General features: G+C 41.4%; 14 protein-coding genes. 10 read left to right on the top strand and 4 right to left on the bottom strand.

All coding sequences use genetic code 11. From position 1 onward, the window contains the following. Positions 1-45: 45 nt before the first annotated feature. Both nrdR and glyA read right to left on the bottom strand, forming a co-directional pair. The gene (nrdR, locus tag IEY40_RS05960; RefSeq protein WP_188954271.1) at positions 46-495 is read right to left on the bottom strand and encodes a transcriptional regulator NrdR; all 450 of its coding nucleotides are present in this window, start codon (positions 493-495) and stop codon (positions 46-48) included. A 102-nt stretch (positions 496-597) separates the two neighbouring features. Further along, positions 598-1,851 (bottom strand): serine hydroxymethyltransferase, encoded by a 1,254-nt coding sequence (gene glyA / locus IEY40_RS05955; protein WP_188954269.1) that lies wholly within the window; start codon positions 1,849-1,851, stop codon positions 598-600. Between the two features lie 250 nt (positions 1,852-2,101). On the opposite strand from glyA, the gene ettA reads away from it, so the two are divergent. From ettA to IEY40_RS05915, 8 genes are all read left to right on the top strand, one after another. Beyond that, positions 2,102-3,769 (top strand): energy-dependent translational throttle protein EttA, encoded by a 1,668-nt coding sequence (ettA, locus tag IEY40_RS05950; protein WP_160053666.1) that lies wholly within the window; start codon positions 2,102-2,104, stop codon positions 3,767-3,769. 279 nt (positions 3,770-4,048) lie between these two features. Continuing rightward, a complete protein-coding gene (locus IEY40_RS05945) occupies positions 4,049-5,287 on the top strand; it encodes a hypothetical protein (RefSeq protein WP_188954268.1) in 1,239 nt (412 codons plus the stop codon). Between the two features lie 274 nt (positions 5,288-5,561). Then, entirely contained in the window at positions 5,562-6,665 is a 1,104-nt protein-coding gene (locus IEY40_RS05940) for an efflux RND transporter periplasmic adaptor subunit (protein WP_188954266.1), read from the top strand. Next, positions 6,665-9,769, top strand: coding sequence for a multidrug efflux RND transporter permease subunit (locus IEY40_RS05935; protein ID WP_188954264.1), 3,105 nt, complete (start codon positions 6,665-6,667; stop codon positions 9,767-9,769). Before IEY40_RS05940 ends, IEY40_RS05935 begins: the two co-directional genes overlap by 1 nt. Before the next feature lie 16 nt (positions 9,770-9,785). Further along, a complete protein-coding gene (locus tag IEY40_RS05930) occupies positions 9,786-10,259 on the top strand; it encodes a LabA-like NYN domain-containing protein (protein ID WP_188954262.1) in 474 nt (157 codons plus the stop codon). 120 nt (positions 10,260-10,379) lie between these two features. Further along, the gene (locus IEY40_RS05925; protein WP_188954260.1) at positions 10,380-14,231 is read left to right on the top strand and encodes an EAL domain-containing protein; all 3,852 of its coding nucleotides are present in this window, start codon (positions 10,380-10,382) and stop codon (positions 14,229-14,231) included. A 120-nt stretch (positions 14,232-14,351) separates the two neighbouring features. Further along, positions 14,352-15,155: a substrate-binding periplasmic protein gene (locus IEY40_RS05920; RefSeq protein WP_188954258.1), complete on the top strand. Its 804-nt coding sequence runs from the start codon at positions 14,352-14,354 to the stop codon at positions 15,153-15,155. A 19-nt stretch (positions 15,156-15,174) separates the two neighbouring features. Next, complete coding sequence (locus IEY40_RS05915) at positions 15,175-15,615, top strand: thioesterase family protein (RefSeq protein WP_188954256.1); 441 nt, start codon at positions 15,175-15,177, stop codon at positions 15,613-15,615. Positions 15,616-15,650: 35 nt separating this feature from the next. Here the strand turns inward: IEY40_RS05915 and IEY40_RS05910 are convergent, their stop codons facing one another. Both IEY40_RS05910 and IEY40_RS05905 read right to left on the bottom strand, forming a co-directional pair. Further along, positions 15,651-17,129 (bottom strand): putative bifunctional diguanylate cyclase/phosphodiesterase, encoded by a 1,479-nt coding sequence (locus tag IEY40_RS05910; protein WP_188954254.1) that lies wholly within the window; start codon positions 17,127-17,129, stop codon positions 15,651-15,653. Between the two features lie 263 nt (positions 17,130-17,392). Further along, positions 17,393-18,235: an HDOD domain-containing protein gene (locus IEY40_RS05905; RefSeq protein ID WP_188954252.1), complete on the bottom strand. Its 843-nt coding sequence runs from the start codon at positions 18,233-18,235 to the stop codon at positions 17,393-17,395. Positions 18,236-18,487: 252 nt separating this feature from the next. Between IEY40_RS05905 and trhP the strand changes: the two genes are divergently transcribed. Next, positions 18,488-19,852 carry a prephenate-dependent tRNA uridine(34) hydroxylase TrhP gene (gene trhP / locus IEY40_RS05900; protein ID WP_188954250.1) on the top strand — a complete coding sequence of 455 codons (1,365 nt, stop codon included), beginning with the start codon at positions 18,488-18,490 and terminating at the stop codon, positions 19,850-19,852. 6 nt (positions 19,853-19,858) lie between these two features. Next, entirely contained in the window at positions 19,859-20,113 is a 255-nt protein-coding gene (locus tag IEY40_RS05895; protein WP_188954248.1) for a YfhL family 4Fe-4S dicluster ferredoxin, read from the top strand. Positions 20,114-20,157: the final 44 nt, after the last annotated feature.

Raw genomic sequence — 20,157 nt, 5'->3', positions numbered from 1 at the left:
TTAAGCCCATAAAATATTATTCAAAAATCAGCGTTTACTCGGTGATTACTTTTGCAGTTTAGCGATAGCTTCGCCAAATTGAGAGACATCTTCAAAAGCACGATAAACTGAAGCAAAACGAATATAAGCCACTTTATCTAGGCTCATTAATTGCTCCATCATCAGATTACCAATCATTTCAGAATCCACTTCACGCTCACCAGTTGCGCGCAGTGTTGATTTAATCTTGGTCAGCGCTTGATCAATTTCATCAATAGATACCGGACGTTTTTCAACTGCACGCAACATGCCGCCACGCAGCTTATCTTCGTCAAACGGTTGTCTGGTGCCATCACGTTTTATCACTCTAGGCATGACTAGTTCAGCACCTTCAAATGTGGTGAAACGTTCATGACATTCGGTACATTCCCGGCGACGGCGAACTTGATGACCATCGGCCACTAATCGAGAATCTATTACTTTGGTGTCGGTCGCGCTACAAAAAGGGCAATGCATTGAACCTCCTGCAGAAAACAAAATGGCCGCTAAAATTAGCGGCCATTAAAGTTTATCCTATTTGTTGAGCAAGGTTAACCTAAACCTCAAAAGCAATAGTGATTAACCGTATACTGGGAACTTAGCACATAACGCCAACACTTGGCCTTTAACGCGCTCAATAACCGCATTGTTAGATGCGTCATCTAAAATGTCACATATCCAGGTTGTCAGCTCTTTCGCTTCAGCTTCTTTAAAGCCGCGACGCGTAATGGCTGGGGTACCGATACGAACACCTGATGTTACAAATGGTGAGCGTGGATCGTTTGGCACTGAGTTTTTGTTCACCGTAATGTTCGCGCTGCCTAACGCGGCATCCGCTTCTTTACCGGTTAAGTCACGGCCAATTAAATCAACTAGCATTAAGTGATTTTCTGTACCGCCAGAAACAATTTTGTAACCGCGCGCTAAAAACACTTCAACCATGGCTTTAGCGTTTTTAACCACTTGCTGCTGGTATACTTTAAACTCTGGCTCTAATGCTTCTTTAAATGCAACCGCTTTACCTGCGATAACATGCATTAATGGGCCACCTTGACCACCAGGGAATACCGCTGAATTTAACTTCTTATATAAATCTTCATCGTCAGCTGCAGAAATAATAATGCCGCCACGTGGACCTGCTAATGTTTTATGAGTAGTTGATGTCACAACGTGTGCGTGTGGCACTGGCGTTGGATACACACCTGCAGCGATTAAGCCTGCAACGTGCGCCATATCAACAAATAAATAAGCACCAATTTTATCAGCGATTTCACGCATTTTAGCCCAGTCAACAATGCCTGAGAACGCTGAGAAACCACCAATCATCATCTTCGGCTTATGCTCAACCGCTAAACGTTCCATTTCGTCGTAGTCAATTTTGCCAGACTCGTCGATACCGTAAGGAATGATGTTATACAGTTTGCCAGAAAAGTTCACAGGAGAACCGTGAGTTAAATGACCACCGTGAGCTAGATTCATCCCTAGAACAGTATCACCTGGCTGTAATAAAGCCATGAAAACAGCGCTATTAGCTTGTGAGCCAGAGTGTGGTTGCACGTTCGCGTAAGTGGCACCAAATAATTCTTTTGCGCGTTCAATTGCTAATGTTTCAACAACATCAACGTACTCGCACCCACCATAGTAACGCTTACCAGGATAACCTTCAGCGTACTTGTTAGTTAACTGAGAACCTTGCGCTTCCATCACACGTGGACTGGTATAGTTCTCAGACGCAATCAATTCAATGTGTTCTTCTTGACGACAAGTTTCATCTTCAATGGCTTTAAATAATTCTGGATCGTAATCCGCAATATTCATCGCTTTCTTCAACATGGTAGCTCCAACATCAATTTCTATATAGTAGGGTTGCGCGGTATTCTACTCTGCAACGATGATCATTCACAGTACAAACAACATGAAATTCACTGTGTTCTGAATACAAAACGATTCAAGTTCGTCCTCCCAGCTGACATTTGATTTCCCTGGATGCAGTGTAAAATTAATTCCACTAATCCCCTGTTGAGTTACGCAAAGAATACAGTAGAATTATCGCCATCTTTGTTGACAACTAGACAGAATAAACATGGCTCAATTTGTATACAGCATGCTTCGTGTGGGCAAGATTGTTCCACCTAAAAAGCAAATTTTAAAAGACATTTCGTTAAGCTTTTTCCCAGGCGCTAAAATTGGCGTACTTGGCTTAAACGGTTCTGGTAAATCTACTCTATTACGCATCATGGCCGGTATAGATACAGAAATTGAGGGTGAAGCACGCCCAATGCCGGGGCTTAAAATTGGTTATTTGCCGCAAGAGCCGCGCTTAAATGAGCAGCAGACCGTGCGCGAAGCCATAGAAGAAGCAGTAAGTGAAGCTAAAAATGCGTTAACCCGTTTAGATGAAGTGTATGCCGCCTATGCTGAACCTGATGCAGACTTTGATGCACTTGCAAAAGAGCAAGGTGAATTAGAAGCGATTATTCAATCACAAGATGCTCATAACCTTGACCGCATTCTTGAACGTGCAGCAAATGCATTACGCTTACCAGAATGGGATGCAAAAATTGAAGTGCTTTCTGGTGGTGAACGTCGCCGAGTGGCGATTTGCCGCTTGTTGCTTGAAAAACCAGAAATGCTATTACTTGACGAACCAACCAACCACTTAGATGCTGAGTCAGTGGCATGGTTAGAGCACTTTTTACAAGAATATAACGGCACCGTTGTGGCGATTACCCATGACCGTTACTTCTTAGATAATGCTGCTGGCTGGATTTTAGAACTTGACCGCGGTGAAGGTATTCCATGGGAAGGTAACTATTCATCATGGCTAGAGCAAAAAGATGCCCGTTTACAGCAAGAGTCATCAACTGAAAGTGCTCGCCAGAAAACCATTGCTAAAGAATTAGAATGGGTGCGCCAAGGTGCTAAAGGTCGCCAATCAAAAGGCAAAGCCCGTATGGCTCGCTTTGAAGAATTGAATACCAACGATTACCAAAAGCGTAACGAAACTAACGAACTATTTATTCCACCTGGACCTCGCTTGGGCGACAAGGTCATCGAAGTGACTAATTTAACCAAGTCATATGGTGATCGAGTGTTAATTGACGATTTGACATTTACCGTCCCTAAAGGGGCAATCGTCGGCATTATTGGTGCTAACGGTGCAGGTAAATCAACATTATTTAGAATGATATCGGGTGCAGAACAACCAGATAGCGGTTCTATCTCGGTTGGTGAGTCAGTTCAAATCGCGTCAGTTGAGCAGTTCCGTGATTCAATGAATGATAAAAATACCGTATGGCAAGAGATTTCTGGCGGTTTAGACATCATGCGGATTAACAACACTGAAATTCCAAGCCGTGCCTATGTTGGCCGTTTTAACTTCCGTGGTGGCGATCAGCAAAAAATCATTGGCACATTATCGGGTGGCGAGCGTAACCGTGTTCACTTAGCGAAGCTACTGCAAGCAGGCGGCAACGTATTGTTACTCGACGAACCGACCAACGACTTAGACGTTGAAACATTGCGCGCATTAGAAGAAGCGTTATTGGAGTTCCCAGGTTGCGCCATGGTTATTTCGCATGACCGTTGGTTCCTCGACCGTATTGCGACTCATATCCTTGATTACCGTGATGAAGGTAAAGTGAACTTCTATGAAGGTAACTATACTGAATACTCTACCTGGCTAAAAGAAACATTGGGTACTGATGTGGTTGAACCACACCGGTTAAAATACAAGCGCATAAGCAAGTAGCGTTTACATATTAAAACAGAGGCTTCGGTCTCTGTTTTGCTTTATCAGGCTGATTTACGTTTATATTTGCTTGTTTTCACTATAAACTCACCTCAACATCTAGAAGTGTCAAAATTTTGTCAATTTATTGTGAGCAATGCACCACAATCTGTTTGTAAAGCCAAAATAACTTCAGTATTATAAATTATTAACGGATTATTTTGCTCTTTGCTGATTACACTCAGCGCATTACAGAGTGTCGATGGTTCCAGCTTGTAGAGAAATATTATGGAGAGATCAGTGAGATACGGTTCAATTAGCCTTGCTTTATTGTGCTTATACGCAAGCAACTCGTTTGCGGCACTCGAAGTCATCACCAATTCAGAAAAACAGACACTTAACAAAATCGAAACCGAATATGATATCGATAGCCTGTTGATCAATGTGAATGACAAATTCTCTCAACTTAATAAGAAAGCCTACGACGTAGAAGGCCTAAAAAAGACTATTGCATCAGAACAAGAGCGTTATGATGAACTGATTAATGGTTTACCACAGGCAATTCGCACTAAAACCTCTCTGCCTGATACGTATAAGCAAATTGAAGAGTCAGTGACTCTAGTCGATGAATTAACTGTGAAAGCAGAAGAAGACAGCAAACGTCTTGAAACTGAAAAAGTTGAAATTCTGTCTGAATACGAACAAATCAACAAACAGCGGGCATCAAAAAGTCAGCAATTATTTAAACTCAAAACTGACATAACTAACCGTTTAATTGCTGACTTATCAAAATCAAGCAGTACGCTTCCGGTTAACATCAATGGCTCAACTGAATGCTCTAAGTACCAAACGATTGCAGATTGTTTAAAAGAATCACAAAGCAGTATTCTTAGCAACACGCGTAATGAATCTCCATTCTTAAACGATAAAAGTGTATTACTGTCGTATGAAGTCATTGACGCGAACATGAACATGAGAGGCGATTTAAACTACAAAGTGGCAATGAAATTTAAGCCATCTTATAACAATAAAATCGACGAAATGCTCAATGAAAAATTAGGGTTAAAGTCAGCAATGGTCACGTTAGTGAGTAACGTTCCTGCTGATTGGTTTGTTAACGGTGTTAAAATCGGTACTGGTAAAAAACTGTTCCACGAAATTCCATTAGGTAAGCACGGCATTTTAGCGTCTTACGAAAACCAAGACCAATCTAGCGTGGAAAACATTGAAGGTAATGGCGTATTTAATTACAAGTTCTCTAACGTGGCCACAGCTAAAAAATCAGTTAGTAAACCTTCTGTTGTGGTTGCAGAAGTACCAAAAGGGATACTTAAGCCTTCGGTAAAATCAGCACAGCAACCCGCAGCTCAAAAACCTAAAGCGAAATACACGCTGTTTTCAGACCAAACAAGCATTAAATTAAGTGATGATGATGCTAAGAAAACATCGAGCGATAAAGGTTATGAATACTTTATGGGCGTGACTCCGGCAACGAAAAAGCAAAACATTGAGTTTACCAACGAGCCAATCGAAAAGTAATTATGTTGTGTTAAAAAGATGATGGGATGCCCCATTTGTAAAACTGAAAGCCATATCACTCGATATGGCTTTTTTGTGGATTGCTTATAGTAAAAACTTATCTGCTGGAAATGACATCGTCGGTATATGATTATTTGCAAAAGTGCCTTGTTACAAACAAACCAAAAGCTTTACATTACTTTACGCTCATTTTTATCCAATATAATTACAATATGTTCATATGCTAATTCACAGCCTGCGGATCCCCGCGCATTGTTTATAGAGACGTCCCAAAATGATAATAAAGCATGGCTTAAATACGCTTTCCACCGCCTTGATAATTTTCACCACCAGCGTATTAAGTGTCAGTGCAACAGCTGCACCAAAACCTCAACGGGTAGAGAAAGTTGTCCCGGTAGTAACCGCAAGTGTTGAACAGCATGACTTATCTCAATCTATTACGCTTATCGGTAAATTAGCCGCAACAGATTCAGTCATGATTGCTCCTCAAGTAGGTGGCAAAATCAACACTATTACAGTGACCTCTAATCAGCACGTGAGCAAAGGCCAAGTCTTACTGAGCCTAGATGACAGCAAAGCCAAAGCCAGTGTCTTAGAAGCTCAGGCTTACCATAAAGATGAAGTCCGTAAACTCAACGAGTTTTTAAAGCTAATTAATGTTAATGCTATCACTCAAACTGAAATAGAAGCGCAAAAATCGAGTGTCGACATTGCCCTAGCCCGCTTGCAGTCAGCGCAAACAGACTTGGCTTATCACACGCTAGTGGCCCCTTTTAGTGGCAACACAGGTTTAATTAACTTTAGCCGCGGTAAAATGGTCAGCATGAATGAAGAATTATTGTCATTAGACAACTTGTCGGTACTGCAATTAGACTTACAAGTACCTGAGCATTACTTATCACTGTTAAGTACCGGTATGCCAGTCAATGCCATTAGCAGAGCATGGGCAAAAGACACATTTATCGGTAATATTATTGCCATAGACCCACGTGTTAATGAACAAACACTTAACCTGAACATTCGTAGCCAATTTGACAATCAACACGGCAAATTAAAACCAGGCATGATGATGTCTGCCACATTAACCTTCCCTAGTGTTTCAGCTCCTATCGTTCCAGTACAAGCGTTAGAATACTCAGGCACTAAACGATTTGTATATGTTATCAACCAAGATAACATCGCTAAACGCACTGAGGTGGTGTTGGGCGCACGTATAAAAGATCAAGTGCTGATTGAATCTGGGATAAATATTGGCGACAACATAGTGGTCCAAGGGTTAGTGAATATGCGCGATGGTATTAAAGTAAACGACCTTGCCCATCAAAACACAGCAAACCAAACTCACGCTAAAATAGCTCCAACACAGGAGCGTAAATAATGTGGCTTAGTGATACTGCTGTTAAGCGTCCTGTTGTAGCCATTGTGCTGAGCTTATTGCTTTGCGTATTTGGTATGGTGTCTTTTTCTAAACTTGCTGTAAGAGAAATGCCTGATGTACAAAATCCTGTTGTAACGGTTATGACAACCTACAGCGGAGCATCGGCAACCATTATGGAAAGTAAGGTCACTAAAACTCTTGAGGATGAACTCACGGGGATCAGTGGCATAGATGAGATAACCTCAACAACCCGCAATGGCATGTCGCGAATTTCAATTGAATTTGAATTAGGCTGGAATTTAACCGAAGGTGTCAGTGATGTCCGTGATGCAGTAGCCAAAGCTCAGCGCCGTTTACCAGACGAGGCTGATGACCCTATTGTATCGAAAGATAACGGCACCGGTGAACCTTCAATCTACGTCAATTTAAGCTCAGAGAACATGGACCGTACTCAATTAACGGACTATGCACAGCGCGTATTAGAAGACCGATTTAGTCTCATCACTGGGGTCAGCTCTGTCAATATTTCTGGCGGTCTTTACAAGGTCATGTATGTTCAACTAAAGCCTCAGTTAATGGCAGGCCGAAATGTCACAACCAGTGACATTATTAGTGCATTAAATACCGAAAACCTTGAAACACCTGGCGGTGAAGTGCGTAACGACACCACGGTAATGTCTGTGAGAACCAAGCGTCTCTACTTCAGCCCTGAAGATTTTAATTACTTAGTGGTACACACAGCCTCAGATGGTACGCCTATTTATCTCAAAGATGTCGCCAATGTCTTTATTGGCGCAGAGAATGAAAACTCAACCTTCAAAAGCAATGGTATTGTTAATTTAAGCTTAGGCATTGTGCCTCAGTCAGATGCCAACCCATTAGAGATTTCCAAGCTAGTTCAGCAAGAAGTCGACAAAGTACAAGGCTTTTTACCAGACGGAACTAAGCTTGTCGTCGATTATGATGCTAACGTGTTTATCGACCGCTCTATTAACGAAGTCTATAACACCTTGTTAATTACGGGCTTGTTAGTGGTACTGGTATTGTATATTTTTATAGGCCAAGTTCGCGCTACATTAATTCCAGCTGTCACGGTACCGGTATCGTTAATCGCCTCTTTTATGGCAGCTTACAGCCTAGGCTACTCAGTTAATTTACTCACTTTAATGGCATTAATTCTTGCCATTGGTTTAGTGGTTGACGATGCCATTGTGGTAGTAGAAAACATCTTTCATCATATAGAAAAAGGTGAAGAGCCATTACTTGCCGCATATAAAGGTACACGTGAGGTGGGTTTTGCGGTTATATCGACCACATTGGTATTGGTTATGGTCTTTCTTCCAATTTCCTTTATGGATGGCATGGTTGGTCTGCTTTTTACCGAGTTTTCGGTAATGCTGGCTATGTCTGTGATTTTCTCATCATTGATCGCGCTCACTCTTACCCCAGTGATGGGTAGCAAGCTTCTCAAAGCTAATGTAAAGAAAAATCGCTTTAACCTATGGATTGATAAAGGTTTTACTCGCCTAGAAACAAACTATCGCCGCATGGTAACGTGGGCATTAGCTTGGCGCATTGCCGCCCCTATTGTTATTGTAGCCTGTATAGGCGGCAGTTATTTATTGATGCTACAAGTGCCTTCACAACTTTCACCTCAAGAAGACCGTGGTGTGTTATTTGCTTTTATTAAAGGAGCTGAAGGCACAAGTTATAACCGTATGATCGCCAATATGGATATTGTAGAAAGTCGATTAATGCCGCTTTTAGGACAAGGCGTAGTGAAATCATTTAGCGTGGAAGCACCAGCTTTTGGTGGCCGTGCTGGCGATCAAACAGGCTTTGCGATTATTCAATTAGAAGATTGGGCTGACCGCGATATAGATGTAAAACAAGCATTAGGATTAATCAGTCAAACCTTAAAAGACATTCCAGATGTCATGGTACGCCCAATGCTTCCAGGCTTTAGAGGCCAGTCGAGTGAACCCGTACAGTTTGTTCTGGGCGGCTCAGATTACCCCGAATTATTTAAGTGGGCGCAAATTCTGCAACAAGAAGCTGATGCCAGCCCGATGTTAGAGGGCGCAGACTTAGATTATGCCGAAACCACACCTGAACTTGTGGTCACCGTCGATAAACAACGTGCGGCAGAATTAGGCATTAGCGTGTCTGAAATATCAACCACACTAGAAATCATGCTCGGTGGCAGAAGTGAAACCACCTTTATTGAGCGCGGTGAAGAATATGATGTTTACCTTCGTGGTGACGAAAACAGTTTTAACAGCGTAACAGACCTCAGTAAGATTTATTTCAGAAGTGACAAAGGTGAGTTAATCACCTTAGACACCGTCACTCATGTTGAAGAAGTCGCCTCGCCGCAACGCTTAAGCCACACCAATAAACAAAAGTCGATTACCATTAAAGCCAATTTGGGTGAAGGCTATACCTTAGGCGAAGCACTCGACTTTTTAGAGCAACGTGCCGTGAGCTTATTACCTACTGATATTTCGATTGCTTACACGGGTGAATCAAAAGACTTTAAAGAAAACCAATCTGGTGTGTTAGTGGTATTTGGTCTAGCACTATTGATTGCCTATTTAGTTTTAGCCGCACAGTTCGAAAGTTTTATTAACCCAGCTGTAGTTATGTTCACTGTGCCTATGGGCATTTTTGGTGGATTTATCGGCCTAGCACTCACTAATCAAGGCATGAATATTTACAGTCAAATTGGCATGATCATGCTTATCGGCATGGTGACAAAAAACGGTATTTTGATCGTCGAATTTGCCAACCAATTACGCGATAGAGGTTTACCTCTTGATACCGCTATTATCGATGCTTCTGCACGCCGTTTGCGTCCAATCTTAATGACTGCATTTACTACCTTGATTGGTGCTATCCCCTTAATCATATCTACGGGTGCGGGTAGCGAAAGCCGAATTGCGGTTGGAACTGTGATATTCTCCGGCATGGCATTTGCGACCTTCGTAACCTTATTGGTGATCCCCGCAATGTACCGTTTAATCTCAGCCTCAACTCACTCTCCAGGGTACGTTGAAGCGCAACTTAATGACGCTATTGCTGCTCAAGAAGCGCAAAAGCCTTAATCAATCAGGTGTAATAATGACTAATCTTGCGGTATTTGTAGACGTACAAAACATTTATTACACCTGTAAACAAGGCTTTAGCCGATCGTTTAATTACCGAGCATTATACCAACAACTATCAAAGCGCGGTGACATAACCCATGCCATTGCGTATGCCATTGCCCCCGCTGACGACGGTCAAATTAAATTTCAAGATGCCTTAAAACACATTGGCTTTACCGTAAAAACTAAGCCTTATATTCAGCGCAGTGATGGTTCAGCAAAAGGTGATTGGGATGTGGGTATTACCATTGATATCTTGGAGATTGCGCCAGAAGTAGATGAGGTGATTTTACTCTCGGGCGACGGTGATTTTGATTTGCTACTCAAAAAAATCAACCAAAACACACAATGCTATACCCATGTTATTAGTGTCGAACGATTAACCGCAAAATCGCTCATTGACCAATGCCAGCAATTTACCCCTATAGACAGCACATTATTGCTTTAATGATTTGATCATTAGCAGCATTTCATATACAACTTACCGACAGTTTTTTACAATATTTCATCCGGTATGGTTGTGTAGCGGCTTACACTAAGCAATACTCGCTCAATAAAAAGGTATGTCATGTTTTCCCCTTGCCATAAAATAGCCAATTACCTTTTAGGGTTATTGTTATCGTTTACACTCGTTTTAGATGCTAACGGTAAACAATATCAAATCGAGCGCCTTAATGTTGCCGATGGTCTCCCTTCAACAACAGTGACCATGATTTACCAACAGAAAAATGGGTTTATGTGGTTTGCAACTGATGCTGGCGTAAGCCGGTATGATGGCCAAGAGTTTATTAACTTTCAGTTTTCTCCCGGCACAAGAACACATATCTCTAATAATTTTGTGACCGATGTTATCGAAGACAGCCAAGGCAATATTTGGTTTGCCACCGAGGACGGTTTAAATCAACTCAACCTTGATGATGAAGTCATAAGCTTCCCGCTATCGCAACAGCACTTTAGCCAAAATACCAATTGGATAATGAAACTGTATCAAGATCCCAAGCAGAATTTATGGGTCGGTACCGGCAGTGGTTTACAATTAAAGCAGCCTAATGCGAGCCAATTTACGTCAATACCTTTATACCTAGATTCTCAAAGCACTCCCATTGAAACCTCGATTTACAGCATCATTGCTGATAAACAACAACGATTATGGCTCGGAACCGATTATGGTTTAGCCATTCTAGAGCCAGATCAAAAAAGCCTGCGTTTATTTAACCCGCAAGTCGCTTCATCGTCACAATCAACAGCAACTACTAAAGATTTATTTAATGATTATATTTTGGCAAGCGAGATTGACGCCAATGGACAACTTTGGCTTGGAACCCAGCATTTTGGACTGATCCACCTCAATCCCAACTCAGGTACATATAAGCAATATACAAAAAGCAGCAAACAAACAGATTCTGCAACTACGCCAACTGGCACGCATCACAGTCACTCTATTCCAAGTGATTATGTCACGAGTATCGCCATTGATTCTGACAGCCGTATTTGGATAAGTACCGATAAAGGCGCAGCAGTCTTATCTGCTAATACAGGCCAATTTGAAGTGATTCAAGCGCAAGCATTTAATGAACACACCCTAGCGAGTAATTTTGTCGATGATGTGTTTATTGATTCTTCTGGGCTTGTTTGGTTTGCCACTAGCCAAGGCGCTGCGTATTACAGCCCGCTGAAACAATCGAGCCGCATTTATAGACCTTTAGCCATAGATTCTGAACTTTCGGGAGCTAATACTTACGCAATCAGCATAACGTCACAAGGCGATGCCTGGATAGCCAATGATAGCGGTCTTGATAAAATAGATACCCAAAAACAAACTGTCAGCTTGTCGCCATTGATCTTAGACAACAATAAAGCGCTAACAGGTAATATTTGGAACGTTAAAGCTGACGAGAAAGACAATTTATGGATTTCACATTCTAATGGTTTGAGCTACCTAGACAATGACACTCAGCAAGTGAGCCACTTTAGTAACAAACCCGGTAATATCCATGGTTTTCCTGATACCGATTTCTATACAGTAAACCCTGATAACAAAGGCAATGTTTGGGTAACTGGTTATTTAGATGCTGGTGTGATGCTATTCAACCCTAAACAAGGCATTTTGAAACATTACTTTAACGATACCAATAACCTCTATACCTCAGGTGGTAATTTTACCTTTGATTCGTTAATCGCCAAAAATGGTGATTTGTGGCTCGCTACAACCAGTGGGATTTTTATTATTGATCCCTCAACCGATACAACCCAACATTTAAGCCTGGGCAATGAACGAGAAAACATTCGTATTGGTGGAATTTATCAAGATGAGGACAGCAATATCTGGGCAGCAACTCAAGGACTTGGTTTAGTAAAAATATCCCTAACGCCTGATGCAGTGCAACCTTACCAAATTGAATATATTACCCGTAAACAAGGGCTAACAGACAATAGAATTAAAGCAGTAACGGGTGACGATCAAGGCAATTTATGGCTAACCAGTCGCCATGCTTTAACTAAATACGTTATCAAATCAAAACAGGTTATTGACTACCCTAGCGCCATAAATGACACCAACTTGGCCTTTAACGAAGGTGCGATTGAGCTAACTAATGGCCAGCTATTATTGGGCAGTAATAAAGGCGTGATACAAGTTGATACTAAACGCATTAGTCAAAATGATTTCGTTGCTCCGGTGCATATAACCTCGGCAAAAATAGCCAATACATCTTACACCTATCGTAACACCAACAGGGTCATTGAACCGCCAAGTGTTGATTACGACAATAATATGATCCAGTTCTCCTTTGCCTCACTCGACTATACCGCACCTGAACGTAATATTTACCGTTTCATGCTTACCGGATTTGATCAAGATTGGATAACCACCCAACAACCTAATGCAATGTACACCAACCTTGCTGCGGGTGATTACGTGTTTAAAGTTCAAAGCACTAACAGCGATGGCATTTGGAGTCCACAACAAGCGGAGTTTGCTTTCACCATCAATAAAGCCTGGTGGTTTTACGCGTTAATTGCATCAGCGATACTTATTTTATTAGTCATTATTTTATTTGTTCTATCGCGCTTTAAACAAATTAAAGAACTCAGCAGCAGGGCCAACTATGACAGCCTAACAGGACTTGCTAATCGATTTAACTTCAACCAGCAATTGTCATTACTCATCAGTAATCCACAGAAAACCGCCGCAATTGTCTTTATCGATTTAGATCATTTCAAAGAAGTGAATGACTCTATGGGACACGATATTGGCGATGAGCTGATTATCCAGGTCAGTAAACGCTTACAACGCGGCTTAAAACAACAAGATGTGCTGGCACGATTAGGTGGTGATGAGTTTGCGCTAATCATTGAATACGAACCTGTTGAAGATGAAGTTAACCAAGACTTAGTCAATATCATCGAAAGAATTAGAATATCACTGAATGCAGGTTATCAAATTAATGAATACTGGCTTAACAGTTCAGCCAGTATCGGGGTGGCTTGCTATCCGAGTGATGGCGTTGATGCTAAAACATTATTAAAACACGCTGACACTGCTATGTACGCGGCCAAACAAAATGGTCGTAATGGCAGTTATTTCTTTAACGAAAAACTTTCTACCGCACTTTTAGAGAGGCTATTGATTAAGAATCAATTAAATAATGCCTTGCCAGATAATCAACTTAGCGTGTTTTACCAACCAAAATGCTGTGTTAGCACCAACAGAATTTTAGGGCTTGAAGCTTTATTACGTTGGGACCATCCAACTCACGGGATGATTTCGCCCAGTCGCTTTATTGATGAAGCAGAAGATAGCGGTTTAATTATCGACATTGGTTTGTGGGTATTAGCACAAGCGTGTGTGCAAGGTTATCAATGGCATCAACAGGGCATTTTAAACGGTAATATTTCAGTCAATATTTCACCATTACAATTGTCGCAGCCCAATATTGTGGCCGATATAGCCGCCATTTTGCAGCAAAGTCAATTCCCGGCTCATATGCTAGAACTTGAAATTACCGAGTCGTTATTAATTAAAGACATCAAAGCCGCTAAGGCGGTATTATTCCAGTTAAAGCAACTCAAAGTGCGTATTGCACTCGATGATTTTGGTAAAGGCTATTCATCATTAAACTATTTAACCCAATTCCCAATCGATACGCTAAAAATTGATAAAGCCTTTATTAACTCAATGCTTCCCAAAGAAACCAGTAATATCGTCTTAAAAAGCATCATAAAGTTAGGTCATGAACTAAAATTAGACGTGATTGCTGAGGGGGTTGAAACCCATGCCCAATTGATAAAATTAAAGCATTATCAATGTAAAATAGTACAAGGCTTTTTATTCAGTCCTGCACTTAACTCGGCGGGAACACAAAATTTATTACAGCAAAGTTGCATCATGAACGACGAGCTAGAAGTGGCGTATCCATAAGTAATACGCGGGCAGTTCACTCGCGCAGCATCGCAACGCCTTAATACTGTGCGTATCACTTTAGCGATAAAAAGTGTTATCATCCGCCCGCTAAATTAGGACCAGTCAAAAAAGGATTGTATGTTGTTCATCGGTTACTCAAAAAAACGACTTAAAGCCACTTTTACGCGGGTTTATACTCAAGTGGCGTTTTGTTTATTTGCCATTGTTTGCGCCAGTTTGACGCTAAACACTGCAATGGCTGAACCGATAAAAATAACCTTGGCAGCCGAAGACGGTTGGCCGCCGTTTGCCGACGAATTTGGTAGCGGTATATCTCATAATCTCATTCAACAAGCATTTAAACAAGTCGATGTAGAAGTATCAACCATTGTAGTCCCTTACACTCGAGGACTCATTATGGCCGAGCGTGGCACGGTTGATGGCGTATTTAACGTCACCAAAGAACAAAGCACGCAAAAACGATTTGTTTTTGGCAAAGTGCCATTATTCACTGTTAATGCATCATTTTTTTTCGCCAAAACAAACACTGTCAATGCTAAAGATAAATGGCAATTACCACTAGGTAGTATCATTGGCATTATCGACGGTTATGAATATGGCGATGAATTACTGCAACTAATTGACCAGCGTCAACTGAAGATAATTAAGGTACAAAGTCAAAGACAATTAATTAACTTGCTGCTAGTCAATCGAATAGACAGTGCCATTATGTATGATATGGTAGCCGATGTTTATATTGAACAAATGGGCGTAAAGCAAGATATCGTCGCCAAATTCACTAATCACACCAGTGAAATTTTCGTGGCATTGTCTAAACATCACCCTCAGGCATTAGAATTAAGCATACGACTTGATAAGGGCTTACAACAATTAAAGCAACAAGGTCACTATCAACAATTGCTTGTACCACTCGATTTTTAAGGCCTAAGGTCACTGCAAAATGAACCCAACTGCTCCGACACCACAATACAGTCCTATCCACACGTTTAAAGTGCAAATCTATTATGAAGATACAGATTTCTCTGGCGTGGTATATCATCCTAATTTTTTAAAGTACTTTGAACGAGCGCGGGAACACGTTATCGGCGCAGAAATACTCAGTGATTTATGGCAACAGCAACAACTTGGCTTCGCCGTATATCGAACGGACATGGTGTGTCATGATGGGGTAGAGTTTGCGGATATTGTCGAAGTACGCACCCAATTTTATTTTGAAAGTAAATTCCGTACGGTTTGGCAGCAATCTATTTGGCGCCCCAATGCAACCAAAGCGGCAGTGACAGCTAATATAGAAATGGTGTGTATGAATCAAAAACGACAGCTCGCACCCATGCCGCCCTCATTAATTTCACTTTTATCGAGCGGTATGACGAGTAATTAACGATAACAACGAAAGATAGTCTTTTAAGAAGCCCTTTAAACAGTATGAGTTAATTGCGGATAGATATGTTCAAACTCATCTGCCGTGGCGGGTTTGGCAAAATAGTCACCTTGAATAGTATCTACACCAAAAGCATGTAATGTTTCTAAAACAGACTTAGATTCGACTCCCTCTACCGTTACCTCAAACCCTAAACTTTTAGCCAGTTCAATACTGGTTTTTACGATTTGTTTTGCCGCTGTTGAAGTTTCAAATTCATCTAAAAATGCTTTATCAATTTTAACTTCGTCAACGGGTAGAAAACGTAAATACGCTAACGATGAATGCCCTGTGCCAAAGTCATCAATAGCAATCTTTACGCCTATATCACGCAATTTATTTAGGGTAATAATGGTTTGCTCTAACGACACCATCAGTGCACTTTCAGTAATCTCAATCATAATGCATTCTGCGGGCACTAAATATTGAGCCAGCTTAGTAGCCACATCGTTTGCCAAATTAGGGTTATCAAGATCGGTAGATGATAGGTTAAGGGCAACTTTAACGTAAATACCCTTTTCTCGCCATTTGGCTTGCTGCGAAACAACCGCCTCTAACACCCAAGTACTTAATATGTCAATCATGCCAGTTTGTTCAGCTAATGGGATAAACTCACTTGGTGATATTAATCCTAACCCTTCATGCTGCCAGCGAATTAACGCCTCAACTTGCTGGCACTGACCACTTTGAATATCAAGCTTAGGCTGAAAAACCATAAATAATTGATTCTGCTTTAATCCCTTTGGTAAACCATTAATGATCAACAATTCTCGATACTGAGCTTTATCATCATCTTGATCATAAAAAGCAATCGGTTGTTTTAAGGTTTTGGCTTTTTTAAGCGCTAAATCTAGGCGTCTTAACGTCAAACTTACATCGGCATGATGTTCGGCTAGAGACAACACACCTAATTGCATTTTGATGCTTATTGGCTGTTGTTCGATCTCAAATGGTAATTGTAAATCGTGCTTTAGCTGGGTTAATTGTATGAGGGTCAGCGGTTGTGGGAAAAACAACAGAAACTCATTACCGTTCATACGGGCAATAAATTGCGGTTTAGTCTCTACACTTTCTATACGTTTTGAAAATGCTTTAAGTAGCTTATCGCCAAATAAAAAGCCGAATAAATCATTCACAAACCGAAACTGCTTAATGTCCACCAGCACCAACATGCCTTCAGACACTGGCATTTTTGCTAGCATTTTACGCTTAAATCCAACGCGATTTGTTAAGCCCGTTAATTTGTCTCGTTCAGTGCTAAAAAGACTGGATTGATGTAAATCTTTAAGGACATTGATAAGCGGAGTGAGCGAAGGATGCGATGTGTCGACAATAAAGGTGTCTTGATTGAGTATTTGCCGTTGTAATGCAGCAATTAATTGCCGTATTGAGTGTTGCTGACGCCAATACATAAACCCGATAACGCCTGCGGCGATGGTAGTGATACACAGCAAAACAATCATTACATTGGTCATTTATGGCTTCATCATTGGCATGGGTTGCTCTATCGGCTTTACAATCAAACTGTCACGTTTTTTACTAAGTTATGCATACTGCTGCAACTCATATAAGTGCACGATAACAACTAAGTTAGTATTTTCATTCATGTCACTACGGCATGTGACGGACAGCATGTTACAGAAACACAAGTTACGAGCTAACTTGTCACTCACAATAATATCGGCAGAAGAGAGTTTTACCTCTGCCGATAAGTAAGCACCATACTGCTATCTATACATTACTGGTAGCTTTGTTTAATCGAATGATACATATCGATAAACTCATCACTGGCTAAATCTTCTGGCGTTACAGGCAAACCTCTTTCGGCAAAAACACCTAAACGCTCATCTAGCTCTTCACCAGCACGCAATTCACCAGTATAAAATGCCGCAGAGCGAATGAAATCCAAATAAGTGACTTTTTCTGGCATGTAGTGCAAGTCAGCCCAACGCTCAACCACTTCCATCACTTCAGGGGCAAAGTCCCACGTTTTAAGGACCGCACGACCAATTGGACCTTGCATTTTACGAACAAGGCTTCGTAACTGTTCGATTTGACTAAACAGTTCAGGATGTACTTCAGCCTCTGTGAGTACGGGTAAAGCGCCAATATTGTGGACTAAACCTGCAAGAGTTAATGTTTCGCGATCTAACTTTTTGCCAGGATTTCGCTTGTTGTATATTTCAAGCATCGCGCAAGATGATGCAGTCACCTCAATGGAGGTTTTCCACACTTCATCCATCACTTCCCATACCATTTCATTAGTTGAGATGAACAACTGCTCCATGGCCACTGACGTAGTAATAGATTTAATTTGCACTAAGCCAATACGGTTAACGGCTGCACTGATATTTTCAGCCTTATTTCCGCGAGAATACAAAGCACTATTAGCCACTTTAATAATTCGCGCTGAAATCGCAGCATCTTGGCCAATAATATCCCCAACCTGCTTGAGACTTGAATCCTTACGCGCCACTACCTCTTGTACTCTCATGGCCACTTCTGGCAATGTTGGCAACACCAATGCATCGTCTTTAAGCTTCTTTAATAATCCAACCAAGAGTTGATGTTCGGTAGACATGCGGTCTCCATAAAAAATAATATTCACTAAGGCTGAAGATTATATACCCAAACACATCCAGTTTGCGATTACTCAAAAACCACCAAGTCAATTAATTACGCTTTTTGGAATATTTGTTGATATGGATTGCCAGGATAACTATAAAAGTACAACCCACTTCACATTTCCCAAGGCTATATTTGTACCCGCTAATGTCCTTAAGTAAGCTTGCGCCCCCTGAAGATGCAAACCCTGTTGTAAGCCGAGAAAACTATGTTTAAACCTGAATTATTATCCCCTGCTGGCACGTTAAAAAACATGCGCTATGCGTTCGCTTATGGTGCCGATGCGGTGTACGCCGGCCAACCACGTTATAGCTTAAGGGTGAGAAATAATGACTTTAAAATGGAAAACCTCGCCACAGGGATTGAAGAAGCACATGCATTAGGTAAAAAACTGTACGTGGTGAGTAATATCGCGCCACACAACGCTAAACTCAAAACCTATATAAAAGACATGGAACCTGTTATTGCAATGAAACCTGACGCGGTCATCATGTCAGATCCTGGACTTATTATGATGGTACGCGAAACGTTTCCAGAGCAAGTAGTGCATTTATCTGTTCAGGCTAATGCGATTAACTGGGCTTCAGTAAAGTTTTGGCAGCAACAAGGGATTAAACGAGTTATTTTATCGCGTGAACTGTCTTTAGATGAAATAGAAGAAATACGCCAACGTTGCCCAGACATTGAGCTTGAAGTGTTTGTTCATGGTGCGCTATGCATGGCTTACTCTGGCCGTTGCTTGTTATCTGGTTATATTAACAAGCGTGACCCAAATCAAGGTACATGTACAAATGCCTGTCGCTGGAAATATGACGTACACCCTGCGCAGCAAACTGAAACAGGTGATGTAATAGCGATGCCTGCGCCAGTACAAATAGAAACGCCGACTTTAGGTGCTGGCCAACCAAGTAGTGAGATAGTGTTATTGCAAGAGGCTGGTCGGCCGGGAGAATACATGCCAGCTTTTGAAGATGAGCATGGTACCTATATTATGAATTCTAAAGATTTACGCGCTATTCAACATGTTGACCGATTAACTCGTATGGGCATCGACTCATTAAAAATTGAAGGCCGCACTAAGTCATTTTACTATGTTGCGCGGACTGCTCAATTATACCGTCAAGCCATTGAAGATGCCGCAGCAGGTAAAGATTTCGATCGAACCCTAATGAGTAACCTTGAAGGTTTAGCACATAGAGGCTACACCGAAGGTTTTTTACGCCGCCATGTGCATGATGAATATCAGAACTATCAGTACGGTCACTCTGTCAGTAATAGCCAGCAATTTGTAGGTGAATTTACTGGTAAGCGTAATGAACAAGGCCTTGCTGAAGTTGATGTAAAGAATAAGTTTTCAGTGGGCGACAGCGTTGAAGTAATGACAACCGAAGGTAATTTTGTTATCACTATTGAAACATTGGTCAATCGCAAAAACCAACCCATAGAGGCAGCTCTGGGATCGGGGCACTTTATCTTTATGCCTATTCCCATGAATATTGATATTGAAAAAGCGATGCTAATGCGTAATTTACCTGAGGGTGTTGATACCCGAAACCCTCATCAACCAGGTTAACCTTATATGGCATTAATCATTGACGATAGTTGTATTAATTGCGACATGTGTGAACCCGAATGCCCCAATGAGGCTATTACAATGGGTGAAGAGGTGTACGAAATTGATCCTGCATTGTGTACCGAATGCGTGGGGCATTATGATAAACCCACCTGCGTGTCGGTTTGCCCTATCGATTGTATTGACCCAGACCCTTTACATGTTGAATCACAAGATGAGCTGTTGGTTAAATATGCTGCCATTACAGGCAGTAAAAACTAAAAAAACACTGCCGCGTGGATTAGCATAACGGCGCCATCGGCGCC

This window comes from Shewanella ulleungensis (assembly GCF_014648315.1).
Classification (GTDB): domain Bacteria; phylum Pseudomonadota; class Gammaproteobacteria; order Enterobacterales; family Shewanellaceae; genus Shewanella; species Shewanella ulleungensis.
The sequence above is the reverse complement of the archived record's forward strand: the minus strand, read 5'-3'. Positions and strand labels throughout refer to the sequence as shown.